The sequence below is a fragment of the Gracilibacillus sp. JCM 18860 genome (assembly GCF_055395245.1).
The window spans coordinates 1,286,437-1,299,556 of the sequence record NZ_AP043868.1 but is presented as its reverse complement, the minus strand read 5'-3'; the positions used below and the strand labels follow the sequence as shown (position 1 = coordinate 1,299,556).

The window sequence follows — 13,120 nt, the reverse complement described above, 5'->3', positions numbered from 1 at the left end:
GGGTATCAGTCATGCGGTTTTACATCCTTTCAAAAGGTGACCATAAATCAGATATAATAAAAGGAAGAATGAAGCAGTATTTAGAAGGATTTTCCCTTGAGTATGATGAGAAGGAGCCAGAGCTAGTTATTTCTGTTGGGGGTGATGGTACTTTTTTAGAGGCTTTTCATACCTATCAGGATCGTTTAGAGCATACTGCTTTTATTGGTATACATACAGGACATTTAGGATTCTACGCAGACTGGTTACCTGATGAGGTGGAGAAATTAATTATTGAGATTGCGAAGAAGCCTTATGAAATCGTCGAATATCCTTTATTAGATATAGTTATTTATCCAGCTGGTGGAAAGAAGGCAAAGCAGTTTTTAGCGTTAAATGAAGCGTCCGTTAAGTCAGCAGATGGCACAGTGGTTCTTGATGTATTTATTAAAGGAGCTCACTTTGAACGATTTAGAGGGGACGGTTTGTGTATATCTACACCTTCGGGTAGCACAGCCTATAACAAAGCACTTGGAGGGGCAATTATTCATCCATCATTAAAGGCACTTCAAATCACGGAGATGGCTTCCATTAATAATCGTGTGTTTCGGACCGTTGGATCACCATTAATACTGCCAAAGCATCATGTGTGTGAATTAAAACCATTACATCATGAAAAAAACTTTCTCATTACGATTGATCATTATACCGATACGTATTCTAATATAGATACAATAGAGTGCAAAGTTTCGGAGAAAAACATCCGCTTTGCTCGATTCCGTGCATTACCATTCTGGAAAAGGGTGCATGATTCCTTTATTTCAGATGAAAGATGAAAGAAAACTTCTCAGGCGAGATGACAGAAAGGAAACGAAATTAAGTTGAAATGGATCATTAACAAGAAAGAGGAGCAAATATTGCTTAGGGAATATTTGTATAGTGTAAGGGGATTTTCAAGAAGGACGCTTGCAGCAGTGAAGCATAAGGGTGGAAAGTTGTTAATCAATGGTAAGGAAGTAACCGTCCGTTACATGCTTCAGAGAAATGATGTAGTGGAGGTTATTTTCCCCCCTGAAACTCGCAGTGAATTCATGAAGCCCCAACCAATCTCCTTTCCAATTATTTTTGAGGATGACGATGTACTAGTGGTAAATAAACCTCCCTTTATGGCAACAATCCCATCAAGGCATCACCCGGATCAAACGCTTGCTAATGCTATATTATATCATTATGATGAACAAAAATTGCCTTATACAGTACATGTCGTTACAAGACTAGATCGAGATACGTCTGGATTAATATTAATTGCCAAACATCGTTATAGCCATGCTACCCTTTTTCAGGACCAGTTAACAGGAAGAGTGAATCGTAGGTATGTTGCGATAGTAGCAGGGCATCTGAAGGAGAAGGAAGGTACGATCAACGCAGCCATTACAAGAGATCCAAGCTCTATTTTAAAAAGAATGGTGAGTGAACAAGGACAAGAGGCTATAACTCATTACAAGGTGGTAAAGGAATGCCATGGCTATTCCTTCGTACAGGTTCAACTCGAAACAGGCAGAACACATCAAATAAGAGTACATTTTACCTCCATTGGGCACCCATTAATTGGGGATTCCTTATATGGTGGAGCTATGGATAAAATGGCCCGTCAAGCATTACACTGCAATAAATTGACGTTCCACCATCCTATGACAAAGGAGATAATGAACTTTACATTAGATCTACCTAAGGATATGGCGCCATTACTAACATAGTAAGAAAGAGGCTAGGAGTCGAGATCCTAACCTCTTTTTTTTATTACCTAATAAATACTAAAATAAAAACGAACAAAGTCAAAATAGTACTTACGAGAGGATTAAATGCCAAAAAAAGAAAGATTGCTGCCAATTTGGTATTTAAAATAGGTATAAGTACCAAAATGAATTCTCATGATCATAGAATTGGAGCTAAGAATAAGTATTAGAAAAACAAATTCGTTGCTAAACAAGAGAATAAAAAGCAACCGACTAGTATGAATGAAATTTTTCTTCAACGAAGGGTTGCTTTGATGGCACAGAAATAATTTTTTCCTCTGGTAAGCGAAAGGCGGTTAATTTATTTCCAAACACACAGCCTGTATCAATATTGACGGTCTTATTAACAAATCGCGCTTCTAGGACGGGGGTATGTCCATAAACAATCCATTTATCCCCATGATAATGCTGAGCCCAATCTCGTCTGACAGGTCTTCCATCAGGTAAAGTCTCACCCGTAATATCACCATAAAGCACAAAGGTCTTGACCTTTTTATCTTTTCTGCCAATTAAATCTTCTCGAATTCCTGCATGTGCGACGATTGCATCGATCTCAGGGAGATCTAGATAAAGTGGAGCATTTTCATATAATTCGATCATTTTTTTTGGGATTTCTTTTTGCTCCTGCTTCGATAATTGCTGTAATTCAGCAACCGTTGTTTCTAAACCATGCTGTTGTTTCACATTATTGCCAAGGAAATATCGATACAATTTATTACAATGATTTCCTGGTACATAATAGCTTACCTGCTGGTTCCTCACGATTTCATAAACAAAACGAATAACATGAATAGAATCAGGTCCTCTATCGGTTAAATCACCGACAAAGGCTACTCTCCGATTCTCGGGGTGAGATAAGTTTTGATGTTCATCAATATGGTAACCTAAATGGTTTAATAAAGACAAAAGCTCTTGATAGCAACCATGAATATCTCCTATAATATCTACCTTCATGAAATCATTCCCTTTCACTTGTTATAAGTATTGTTAGGATTCATCAAACATGTAGGTTTTTATACGGTAATAAATGTTCAAAACAATTCCAATTGCTATCATATAGGTTAATGTAGAGCTCCCACCGTAGCTAATAAAAGGTAGTGGCAATCCAGTGATTGGAAGTAGTTTTACGGACATCCCGATATTTTGAAAAATCTGAAAGGCAAACATTCCAATAATTCCTGTGATCATATAGCTTCCAAAGGGATCCTTAGATTTAATTGCAATATGAATAAGACGATAAATCAATAAGAAATAAATGGTAATAACAATACTAGAACCAAAAAATCCAAATTGCTCAGCGATGGAAGTGAAAATCATATCTGTATGAAATTCTGGAATATCTTGAGATACTTCAAAGCCGCCAATTCCTTTCCCTGTCAACTGACCAGAACCAATTGCTAGCATGGCACGAATAAGCTGATAAGCATCCCCTTGAGTATTTTCATCAGTGTTGAGCCATGCATTAAACCGTCCTTCGACGTGATCTAGTCCAGTACTTTCCAAAAATGTTTCAGTCTGTTCGGGAAAACTAATATATAAAATAACCACTATACAGCCTGCAATGATAATACCTCCAAGGATGGATAGAATGATTCTCCATTTGATACCTGAAACGAGAATCATACATGCAGTAATGGCGATTAGGACGAGTACACCACCTAAGTCAGGCTGTTTTACTAAGAAAAAAATAGGGATAACTGCTGCAATGCCTATTTTAACTAGTAACCACAAATCCATTTTCACGGTATGCTCTGGATATTTTTCATTATGTGTCACCATGATATGGGCAAGAAAAATAATTAAGAACACCTTCATAAATTCGGCTGGTTGGAGTGAACCAAAGCCAGGAATTTGAAACCAACCCCATGCTCCATTAACGGATTTCGCAATACCTGGTGGGAAATGAAAAAATAACATTAATAAGGCGATGACACCTAATCCATATAGAATCCATGATATTTGTCTGAAACGGTCATAATCGAATATCATAATTACGGCAATTGCCATAGAACCAGCAATATACCAAACAATTTGTTGAATATAATACGACTGATCAAGGAAGGGATTTAATGTATATAACGTGAAAATGCTAATGATCGCTAATAATATAATAATGAAGATAAGTGTATAATCAATTTTTGAATTATAATTTTGTTGATCCATAAACCAGAACCATACCTCTTTCGTAAATTATTGTCTCTTCCTAGTATAGTGGAAAATGTGTAATTTGAGAAACAAAAATGAAAAATATGCCCGATTTTTCTTTTATCATCGTGTTAGTTGTCCGCAAGCCACCTCTGATAGAGACTAGCAAACGTATAAGACAAATTTAGATAAGTTTTTGAAAAAATAGTGTAAAATTGGCGCAATTGGTTGAAGGATATGTTATTCTTTTAAAAACAGAAAATGATTATTTTTGCTTCAGGCAAAAGATCGAGACGTCATAGAGGATTTTTGCAGCGTTAGGAGGTAGTGTGATGGAGCATTTAGAACAACAAGAGAGACAGCGAGTTTGGGAGAAAATACAAAAGGCCCTACTAAATGAACAAATTGATCAATTTAGGGCTGAATTTTTAGAATTACATCCATATGATCAAGCGAGAATATTTGAGGAGCAAGAAGAAGATATTCGTTTTCTCATTTACACGTATCTATCTCCAAACGAAATGGCTGATGTTATCGAGCATGTGGATCGTGATTTAGTTAACGAGTTTATTATTGAGATGGTACCAGCGTTTGCTGCCAAGATATTAGAAGAAATGTCTACAGATGATGCCGTCGATATTCTAAATGAATTAGACAAAAATAAAGTGGCAAGCTTCCTTACTATTATGGATAAGGAAGAGTCAGAAGAAATAAAAGAATTGCTCCACTATGAAGAAAAAACGGCTGGTAGTATCATGACAACAGAATTTGTTGTTATTCACCACCAGATGACCGTAAAGGAAGCAATGAGACATCTGCGAAAGGAAGCACCAGATGCTGAGACGATTTATTACATCTATGTGGTAGATTCTGATAAAAAGCTAGTAGGTGTTATATCTTTAAGAGATTTAATTATTGCAGAAGGGGACTGGCTTATTCAAGAGGTAATGAGTGAGCGCGTAGTCTCTGTTCCTGTTGGAGAGGATCAAGAAGAAATCGCTCAAATGATGAGAGATTATGACTTTCTTGCCTTGCCAGTTGTCGACTTTCAAAATCATTTATTAGGGATCATTACAGTTGACGATATTATGGATGTCATGGAAGAAGAGGCTAGTGATGATTATTCCAAGCTAGCCGGTATCTCTGAGGTAGAACGTTTTGGAGATACAGCAATACAATCTGCTAAGAAAAGATTACCTTGGCTGATTGTATTACTTTTCCTCGGTATGTTTACTGCTAGTATTATTGGTCGTTTTGAAGAAGCACTAGATAAAGTAGCCTTATTAGCTGTGTTTATTCCTGTTATTGCTGGTATGGCCGGTAACACTGGGACACAAGCACTAGCGGTAGCAGTACGCAGCATTTCAACAGGTGATATGAATAAAATTGGGAAAGCAACTGTCATTTGGCAAGAGGCAAAAACAGGGATTATAACAGGAACAGTCTGTGGTATCCTAATCACTGGTATTGTCGGCTTCTGGTATGGAGATCTTTATTTAGGTATCCTTGTCGGGATTTCGATTATGGCTACCCTCTTTGTTGCAACCATTGCAGGTGCCTTCGTTCCAATCGTGATGGACCGTTTTAATATAGACCCTGCAGTTGCATCAGGTCCTTTTATTACGACATTAAACGACATTATATCGATGTTGATTTACTTTGGTTTGGCAACAGTATTTATGGATTTATTGATAGGGGGATGAATGAATGGAGCATGGAGGATCAATCACTTCTCTTTTGATTGTGATCATTGCAGCTTTTTTAACACCAATCCTATTACATCGATTTCGACTAAAGATGATACCTGTCGTCGTTGCAGAGATCATCGTTGGGATTATTATTGGTAACACCGGATTGGACTTAGTTGCAGAAAGTAGTTGGCTAGAGACATTGTCCACATTAGGATTTATCTTCCTGATGTTCTTAAGTGGATTAGAAATAGATTTTACCCTTTTCTCGAGTAAAAATAGAAAGAAAACAGAGAACACCATCCCGAACCCTGTTTTAATTGCTAGTTTAATTTTTGTAGGGATATTAGTACTGTCATTTGGTTTGTCCTATTTGTTTGTATTGTTTGGTTTTATCGACAATATTTATTTAATGACATTGATCATTTCCACAATCTCATTAGGTGTAGTTGTACCAACATTAAAAGAAACACAAGCAATGCAAACAACTGTTGGACAAACTATCCTGCTGATAGCAGTGATTGCCGATTTAGCAACAATGATTTTACTGGCAGTGTTTGTTTCCTTCTTTGGAGAAGAAGCAGGAAATATGTGGTTGTTATTAATCTTGTTTGGTGTCGGACTTGTGCTTTATTTTGTTGGTAAATATTTTAGAAACCAGTCATTCATTGAAGCCATGTCAAAAGGAACGATCCAAATAGGTACAAGGGCAGTCTTTACTTTAATTATATTTCTAGTTGCCTTGTCAGAGTCTGTAGGAGCAGAGAATATATTAGGTGCGTTTATTGCTGGAGCACTGGTTTCCTTATTAGCGCCAAATCAAGATCTCGTTCAAAAGCTAGACAGCTTTGGGTACGGATTTCTTATTCCGATATTTTTTGTTATGGTAGGGGTCGACTTAGATTTACGAGCATTGTTTGATGAACCTAAGGTGTTGGCATTAATACCATTACTCTTTATTGCCTTGTTAATTTCAAAGGTATTGCCAATCGCCATATTGAAAAAGTGGTATGATACGAAAACGGTATTTGCAGCAAGTATGCTATTAACTTCTACGTTGTCATTAGTGATTGCTGCTGCAACTATTGGTGAAAGGCTAGAAGTTATTACTAGTGAGATGCATAGTGCCTTAATTATGGTTGCTGTCCTATCTTGTATCATTACCCCATCCTTCTTTAAGAAGTATTATGAAAATAAAGAAGAAGTAGAATATCAACAGACGGTTTCATTCGTTGGGGTTAACCAAGCTACGATTCCAGTCTTACGAGAATTAGAACCAAAAGATTTTGAAACATATCTTTACCATACGAAACAGGATAAACTTGAAGAAAATAATAACGGTACACGCTCTATCTTTGATATTCATCATGTAGATAATTATGAATTGAATACATTAGCCTCTGCCGGGGTGTTTGACCATGATATTGTGGTTGTTTCGACAGGAGAAGAAGAGAGAAATGAGCAAATTGCAAGATTTGCAAAAGAAGCTGGTGTGGAGCGAGTTATCGCTAGAATCGAAAGACCAGATGTGGAAAAACGTTTGAAGGAAATAGGTGTAGATGTCTTTTCCGTGTTAATGTCCACGAAAACATTGCTGAAAGCATTAATAGAATCACCAAGTGTAGTAGATATTTTGACAGGACAAGAGCATGCTTTATATGAAATTAATATGAATAATACACAATATGAAGGTGTGTTCTTACGGGAATTTCCATTTACAGGTGATGCTATCATCGTACGTATTTTCCGCGGGAAGGATTCGATTGTCCCTCATGGAGATACCGAGCTTCTGTATGGAGACCGAATTATTGTTACAGGCTCGCAGGAATATGTGGAAGAATTACAAGACTTATTGGAATATGTATAGCTGGTAGTCTTCTTATATTTGAGTAATAGGTGCGATTCAGATAAAATATTAGTAGGTACTAATAATAAGTAATAAATGGATGAGGAGGCTTTATGATGAATTTTTCCTTAGAGGGGCGTACTTATGTTGTAATGGGTGTCGCAAACAAAAGAAGTATTGCATGGGGGATTGCGAAGTCCTTACATGCTGCTGGTGCTCGACTTATTTTCACTTATGCCAATGATCGCTTTGAACAGCCTGTGAAGGACCTTGTCTCTACATTAGAAGGTCAAGATGCACTGTTCTATGAATGTGATGTAACGGACGATCAGGCAGTGGCAAAAACTTTTCAAGAAATGAAACAAGATGTTGGCACGATTCATGGACTAGCTCATTGCATTGCTTTTGCAAATAAGGAGGATCTACAGGGAGATTTTATTGACACTAGTAGAGATGGATACTTACTAGCACACAATATTAGTGCTTATTCCTTGGTTGCAGTTGCACGAGAAGCTGCCCCATTAATGACTGATGGTGGAGGCATTGTAACAATGACTTATTTAGGTGGAGAAAGAGTGGTTAAAAATTACAATGTGATGGGTGTGGCTAAAGCAAGTCTTGATGCAAGTATGAAATATTTAGCAAACGACCTTGGTAAAAAAGGAATTCGCGTTAATGCCATATCTGCTGGACCAATCCGTACACTCTCGGCAAAAGGGATTGGAGATTTCAACAGTGTATTGAAAAAAATCGAAGAAGAAGCCCCATTACGACGTACGGTTACCCAAGAGGAAGTAGGGGATACTGCTTATTATTTGTTAAGTGATCTTTCACGTGGAGTAACAGGTGAAACGATTCATGTCGATTCTGGCTACAATACTTTAGGTTTATCCTAATATAAGTGGAAAATCCTCGAACATTTGGTTTGGGGATTTTTTCTTTAAGAAAGCTTCAGACCATGATAGGTTAAAGATAGGGAGGGGAAGCAGTGAAGAAAGTGATACTATTCGATGGTGTATGTAACTTTTGTAATCACAGTGTTCAATTTATTATTAAGCATGATCCAAAACAAAAGTTTCAGTTTGCCTCATTACAAAGTAAGATAGGTGAGCAGTTTAAAAAAGATTATCATATCCCACATCATATTGACAGTATCGTATTAATAGACGAGGAAAAAGCTTATACCAAATCAACCGCTGCTCTTCGGATTGCAAAAGAGTTAAAAGGATTGTACAAAGGACTCTATGTACTACTGATAATTCCAAAGCCCATTAGAGATAAAATTTATCAAATCGTGGCCAAAAACCGCTATAGATGGTTTGGGAAAAGGACCTCCTGTATGATACCAAACCCAGAAGATAAGCAACGATTTTTAGATTAAAACCCCCATTATTGCAATTCTTGCAGTAATGGGGATTTTTGATGAGCTATTCTGCCTTTTTTCGCTTCAATGTATAGTTTCTACCTTCTTCTTGAAAAGCTTTGAAGACGGAGATGACCACAAGGATCAATATAATGGCAAATGGGAATGCGGCTATTATAGACGCTGTTTGAAGGGCTTCTAAGCCACCTTGCCATAATAATACGGCCGCAGTACCTGATTGGACAACTCCCCATGCAACCTTAATTCTTACGTCAGGATTTAAATCTCCATTTGTTGTTTGCATACCAAGAACAAATGTCGCAGAGTCGGCAGAGGTGATAAAGAACGTACTTATTAAGAGTACAGCTAAAGTAATGGTAATGGTAGCTAATGGAAAGTTCTCTAACACAGTAAATAAAGCGGCTTCTGTACCTGAATCATCCATTACACCAGAAACATCGATTCCGTTATTCATTTGTAAAGAAATAGAGGATCCACCGAATACACTAAACCATAATGCACTAAAAATGGTTGGAACAAGGAGTACCCCTAGCACGAATTCACGTACAGTACGACCACGAGATACCCTTGCAATAAACATACCGACAAACGGTGCCCATGCAATCCACCATGCCCAGTAAAATATGGTCCATCCCTCTAACCATGTAGCATTATCCTCATTAAACGGAGCCATTCGAAAACTCATTTCAGGTAAGTTGGCTAAATAGGAGCCTAATGTTGTAGTAAAAAAGTTCATAATAAAGTTCGTCGGACCTGTGAACAAAACGAAAAGCATTAACAACACAGCTAAGACAATATTAGTATTACTTAAGTATTTGATTCCTTTGTTTAGACCAGTAAGCGCTGATGACATATATAAGACTGTCACGACACCGATAATAATTAATTGAAGTGTTATATTATTCACAACATTTCCAGTTAAAAATTCAATACCACTTCCAATTTGCTGTGCCCCTAAACCTAGTGACGTTGCGACACCGAATACCGTTGCAAATACGGCAATGACATTAATGAGAGTACCTAAACCACCATTCATTTTATCACCATATAATGGCTTAAGTGTACTACTTATAAGTCCAGGCTCGTCCTTTCTAAACTGGAAATAAGCAAGCGCTAAAGCAAGTGTTGCATAAACAGCCCATGGGTGGAAGCCCCAGTGGAAAAAACTATATTGCATTGCTACTCTTGCTGCTTCTGCTTCAGATTCTGTCGCATATGGTGGAGCAGTTAAATGAGAAATAGGTTCTGCAGCTCCCCAGAAGACAAGTCCAATCCCCATACCGGCACTGAATAACATAGCAAACCATGTTATGAAATTATATTCCGGCTTATCGCCATCTTTTCCGAGAACGATATTTCCGTATTTTGAGACAATTAAGAAGATCGCGAAGATTAAAAATGTGGTTGCAACGAGTAAGTAAAACCATCCAAAGCGTGTTACTAAAAATCCTTGAATATTAGTAGTAATGCTTGCTAGATTCCAAGTTGGCCAAACTTCCTTCGGGACGATACCCCAAATGATAAATAATAATGATATGATTAAAGAAATGTAAAATACTTTAGTCGTTTTTCGCACACAACCATCCTTTCTGATATTAAGTTTGATAAATATAAGACTATATTCTCCAATTCCTTATTGGAGTATCCGCATTTCACATACAAAGACGAATTTTAACAGATGATATGGCATAAATGCAAATGATATGGATATGTTTCCCTTATATATTGGAAATAAACCATCTCATTGGCAATAGAAAAAGGACTGCTAGGCAGCAGTCCTCTAATCAGAGAAAAGGGTTCATTTAGAATAAAGATACAGCTGGTAAACAAGTGATTGCACAGAAGCAGTTAAGATCTACTGTGATACAAATTCCAGTACGTTCAAGATCTGCTACTTCCTCTTTGTTGATTTGCTCACAAGGATCGTGGCAAGCATCATGCTCATTGTCGAATACTAACAATTCTAATACAGCACAGCAGTCATCTCCGACTTCTTTTACACGGAAGATAAAGCTCTCCACACAGTCAAATTTTGCTGGACCATTTCCGTGGGATTTGAATTCCGCACCAAATCCTTTAAATGGTTTATGATCTTTTCCATATAGGATAAATGGTACAGTGTCTAAACCATTTGTAGTTACGGGAGAGACAAGGCTTCTTATCGAACGTACGCAGCTAACATCACAAGTTCTATCTGCTACATCATCTTGAGCATCAGCGATTGTACGAACAACGTCACAGACACAATTTCCGCTTTGGATGCCACCTACTTCGTTATCATTACAGCTATCGTGGTGTTTTCCCATAAATTACTACACTCCTTTTTATAAGATTTCCTTAACAATAATAATCTATGGAGAATTAGCGAATGTGTATGGACGAATGTCTCTATTTTGTAGGTAAATTTCATTCTTCTCGCACATTTATTGGGCTCTTCACATATGATTAATATATGAATTGGTGAGATAGGGAGGAATGGACAGTGAGTTCCATTAAAAGTAATAACCAAGAACCTAAGTTATATTTACACCAGCCAAAATTAACAAAGCCCGATCGTAAAATGCAAAGCTTTTATCATGCAAAGCATCCATTGAATGATAGTGACGAAATGTCTACAGAGGATCATGGTGAAGAAATAGTGGAAGATAGAAGTTCTTCTAAAAAACGATTTAAAGATATGACAATATTGGAGAAGATAGAACACTTTTCAAGAATACCTTCATACTTACCAAGAGTAAGATGTGAAATCATAACAGAAAGAAAAAAATACTATGGATATATTCTAGGTAGTAAAAGTAATATGGCACTAGTCCAAACTGTCAGTAAAGAGGAAGAAATTTCTGTTCCTATTGAGCAGATTACGGAAATAAACCTTATTGGCTTCTAAATAGGAGTGTGACACCCAATAGGTAAAGCTGCATAGGATATATCGATAATGATTTTGGGTAAAAGGGAGTGAAACAAATTGTCAGAAAAGAAAAAAGTGATTTATGTAAAAGATTTGGTTATTAAAGCAGATAATGTCCGAATCGAACCAACACGTCATCGCGATCCTTTATTCGGGGGTGCTAGGCAGGAACCTCAAGCGGATGAGCGTGAACACCATCATGACAATGATGATGTGAGAGAAGAGAGAGATGAGAGACACGATCATGAGGAGCATGATGATCACAAGGATCGTGACGATCGCCCACCTTTTTCCTGGTTATAATGCGGATAAACAGCCAAATAGATGTTTAAGAAAACGAATATATGGGTATAGTTTTAAAATGGTGTGAATGGGGGAGGGTTTTCGATGGGGTATGTTATTCCAGTTGAGAATTATCAATATCAACAGTACCAACAGCGAGTGACGAAAAGAGAACGTGATCCTTTTCCAATTGAAAGACTATACCCAATTCAACTTGACAGTAATTATGACCGACTTCGCGAAAAGGATGTAGAACAAGCATTACTAAAAAAAGCGAGAGTAAAACAAGAGCAAAAGGATTTAGAATACATGAAATCGATAAACAATCAGATATATGCAAAAATGACGGGAAAGGGTCGTCAATTCATTGCAAAAGTATAGCCAGACATCCGTGATGTCTGGCTATATTTGTTTTCTAGAATCCTTGAATATACAGTCCGTTATTTTTATCATATTCTGCATAAAATACATCTCGTATCGAATACACTTCTTCTTTTTTTAATTCTTCCTCCAGCCAAGCTTTGTCATAGCCAATCTCGGAGAGGTTATCATAAAGAATTTCCCCGTCATTAATGATCATAAACGTAAGGGCAACACTTTCCAAAGGAAGATTGAAGTCTTTACGGACAGGTGACTGATAATTTGTCTTCTTCAATACAGATACCGTCCCATCTGTTTCCAAAATAGCATATTCGACTTCTTTAACGGAAAATACCCCTTTGGAGCGAAGTAAATGCAAGAGCTGGTTCATATCTAATTTTGCTTTCCTCATTTGCTCGCGCTGTATTTTTCCTTTATGAATCATGATCGAGGGGCTACCCTCTAATAATGAACGAGACTTTTTATATTTTTGGGTAATGATCTCTGTTACATAAAGCAAAACTCCCCATAAAATAACGGCAAAACCCATGTGGAGAATGCCGACCTCTTTATCATATAAACCATTTCCAACTAATTCTCCCAAAATTAAAGCAGAAATGAAGTCAAAGGCGGTTAATTGCTTAATTTGTGTTTTTCCAAGGCTTTTAGCTAAAATAAATAAGATAATGAACCCAAAAAAGGTTTCCAGTAAAATGGCACCATACTCCATTA

14 protein-coding genes are annotated in these 13,120 nt (G+C 37.2%); 9 read left to right on the top strand and 5 right to left on the bottom strand.

From position 1 onward, the window contains the following. The first annotated feature begins 11 nt into the window (after positions 1-11). Together ACZ5R4_RS06795 and ACZ5R4_RS06790 are read left to right on the top strand one after the other, a co-directional pair. Complete coding sequence (locus tag ACZ5R4_RS06795) at positions 12-815, top strand: NAD kinase (protein ID WP_464368237.1); 804 nt, start codon at positions 12-14, stop codon at positions 813-815. Positions 816-860: 45 nt separating this feature from the next. Further along, positions 861-1,736, top strand: coding sequence for an RluA family pseudouridine synthase (locus tag ACZ5R4_RS06790; protein WP_109985035.1), 876 nt, complete (start codon positions 861-863; stop codon positions 1,734-1,736). 252 nt (positions 1,737-1,988) lie between these two features. On the opposite strand, the gene prpE is transcribed toward ACZ5R4_RS06790, so the two are convergent. Continuing rightward, entirely contained in the window at positions 1,989-2,729 is a 741-nt protein-coding gene (prpE, locus tag ACZ5R4_RS06785; RefSeq protein ID WP_464368236.1) for a bis(5'-nucleosyl)-tetraphosphatase PrpE, read from the bottom strand. A 33-nt stretch (positions 2,730-2,762) separates the two neighbouring features. Beyond that, a complete protein-coding gene (locus ACZ5R4_RS06780; protein WP_109985033.1) occupies positions 2,763-3,938 on the bottom strand; it encodes an FtsW/RodA/SpoVE family cell cycle protein in 1,176 nt (391 codons plus the stop codon). A gap of 314 nt (positions 3,939-4,252) precedes the next feature. On the opposite strand from ACZ5R4_RS06780, the gene mgtE reads away from it, so the two are divergent. The 4 genes from mgtE to ACZ5R4_RS06760 all read left to right on the top strand — a co-directional run bounded on the left by mgtE (position 4,253) and on the right by ACZ5R4_RS06760 (position 8,835). Beyond that, on the top strand, positions 4,253-5,623 hold the full coding sequence (gene mgtE / locus ACZ5R4_RS06775; RefSeq protein ID WP_109985032.1) for a magnesium transporter: 1,371 nt from the start codon (positions 4,253-4,255) through the stop codon (positions 5,621-5,623). 4 nt (positions 5,624-5,627) lie between these two features. Beyond that, complete coding sequence (locus ACZ5R4_RS06770) at positions 5,628-7,475, top strand: monovalent cation:proton antiporter family protein (protein ID WP_109985031.1); 1,848 nt, start codon at positions 5,628-5,630, stop codon at positions 7,473-7,475. Positions 7,476-7,570: 95 nt separating this feature from the next. Then, positions 7,571-8,350: an enoyl-ACP reductase FabI gene (gene fabI, locus ACZ5R4_RS06765; protein ID WP_109985030.1), complete on the top strand. Its 780-nt coding sequence runs from the start codon at positions 7,571-7,573 to the stop codon at positions 8,348-8,350. Positions 8,351-8,442: 92 nt separating this feature from the next. Next, entirely contained in the window at positions 8,443-8,835 is a 393-nt protein-coding gene (locus ACZ5R4_RS06760) for a thiol-disulfide oxidoreductase DCC family protein (protein ID WP_054860575.1), read from the top strand. Positions 8,836-8,881: 46 nt separating this feature from the next. Here ACZ5R4_RS06760 and ACZ5R4_RS06755 read toward each other — a convergent pair whose 3' ends face one another. After that, positions 8,882-10,414, bottom strand: coding sequence for a glycine betaine uptake BCCT transporter (locus ACZ5R4_RS06755; RefSeq protein WP_109985029.1), 1,533 nt, complete (start codon positions 10,412-10,414; stop codon positions 8,882-8,884). A gap of 226 nt (positions 10,415-10,640) precedes the next feature. Next, positions 10,641-11,144, bottom strand: a complete 504-nt coding sequence (locus tag ACZ5R4_RS06750) for a CotY/CotZ family spore coat protein (RefSeq protein WP_054788645.1) — start codon at positions 11,142-11,144, stop codon at positions 10,641-10,643. A 176-nt stretch (positions 11,145-11,320) separates the two neighbouring features. Here ACZ5R4_RS06750 and ACZ5R4_RS06745 point away from each other — a divergent pair, with 176 nt between their 5' ends. From ACZ5R4_RS06745 to ACZ5R4_RS06735, 3 genes are all read left to right on the top strand, one after another. After that, positions 11,321-11,725, top strand: a complete 405-nt coding sequence (locus ACZ5R4_RS06745) for a CotO family spore coat protein (RefSeq protein WP_054860576.1) — start codon at positions 11,321-11,323, stop codon at positions 11,723-11,725. Positions 11,726-11,803: 78 nt separating this feature from the next. Beyond that, positions 11,804-12,049: a hypothetical protein gene (locus tag ACZ5R4_RS06740; RefSeq protein ID WP_109985028.1), complete on the top strand. Its 246-nt coding sequence runs from the start codon at positions 11,804-11,806 to the stop codon at positions 12,047-12,049. 84 nt (positions 12,050-12,133) lie between these two features. Next, entirely contained in the window at positions 12,134-12,409 is a 276-nt protein-coding gene (locus ACZ5R4_RS06735; RefSeq protein ID WP_109985027.1) for a hypothetical protein, read from the top strand. Between the two features lie 34 nt (positions 12,410-12,443). Here ACZ5R4_RS06735 and ACZ5R4_RS06730 read toward each other — a convergent pair whose 3' ends face one another. Further along, positions 12,444-13,118, bottom strand: a complete 675-nt coding sequence (locus tag ACZ5R4_RS06730) for a DUF421 domain-containing protein (RefSeq protein ID WP_109985026.1) — start codon at positions 13,116-13,118, stop codon at positions 12,444-12,446. Positions 13,119-13,120 lie beyond the last annotated feature (2 nt).

Coding starts and splice junctions, on each gene's coding strand:
- prpE (WP_464368236.1), bottom strand. CDS start 2,729: ATGAAGGTAGATATTATAGGAGATATTCATGGTTGCTATCAAGAGCTT.
- ACZ5R4_RS06750 (WP_054788645.1), bottom strand. CDS start 11,144: ATGGGAAAACACCACGATAGCTGTAATGATAACGAAGTAGGTGGCATC.
- mgtE (WP_109985032.1), top strand. CDS start 4,253: ATGGAGCATTTAGAACAACAAGAGAGACAGCGAGTTTGGGAGAAAATA.
- ACZ5R4_RS06735 (WP_109985027.1), top strand. CDS start 12,134: ATGGGGTATGTTATTCCAGTTGAGAATTATCAATATCAACAGTACCAA.
- ACZ5R4_RS06730 (WP_109985026.1), bottom strand. CDS start 13,118: ATGGAGTATGGTGCCATTTTACTGGAAACCTTTTTTGGGTTCATTATC.
- ACZ5R4_RS06795 (WP_464368237.1), top strand. CDS start 12: ATGCGGTTTTACATCCTTTCAAAAGGTGACCATAAATCAGATATAATA.
- fabI (WP_109985030.1), top strand. CDS start 7,571: ATGAATTTTTCCTTAGAGGGGCGTACTTATGTTGTAATGGGTGTCGCA.
- ACZ5R4_RS06770 (WP_109985031.1), top strand. CDS start 5,628: ATGGAGCATGGAGGATCAATCACTTCTCTTTTGATTGTGATCATTGCA.
- ACZ5R4_RS06780 (WP_109985033.1), bottom strand. CDS start 3,938: ATGGATCAACAAAATTATAATTCAAAAATTGATTATACACTTATCTTC.